This window comes from Sagittula salina, assembly GCF_017813235.1.
Taxonomy (GTDB): domain Bacteria; phylum Pseudomonadota; class Alphaproteobacteria; order Rhodobacterales; family Rhodobacteraceae; genus Sagittula; species Sagittula salina.
In genome coordinates this window covers 1-234 of record NZ_JAGISH010000100.1, presented here as the reverse complement: position 1 = coordinate 234, position 234 = coordinate 1, and the positions used below count along the sequence as shown (strand labels likewise).

Annotated in this window: 1 pseudogene; it reads right to left on the bottom strand. The window is 73.5% G+C overall.

Features of this window, described 5'->3' with window-relative positions:
* Window positions 1-234: pseudogene (locus J5474_RS22710) on the bottom strand (acyclic terpene utilization AtuA family protein); the annotation flags it as partial.

The following is a 234-nucleotide window of genomic DNA, read 5'->3' as shown; positions in this document are numbered from 1 at the left end:
CAGCGCCATGCGGAAGGACAGGCCCTCCTCCCGCGCGATCTCCCGCGCCAGCGCCGCCATGCTCTGCAGATGCGGCTCGCCCCCTGCCCCGCCCGAGGTGCCGATGATGCAGGGGATGCCGGCGGCGACGGCCGCCTGCAGCATCAGCCGGAAGTCGCGCTTGACCGAGAGGCGCGAGCAGAAGGAGGTGCCGGCACCGAGATAGTGCGGCCCTGGGTCCGTCGAGCCGCCGTC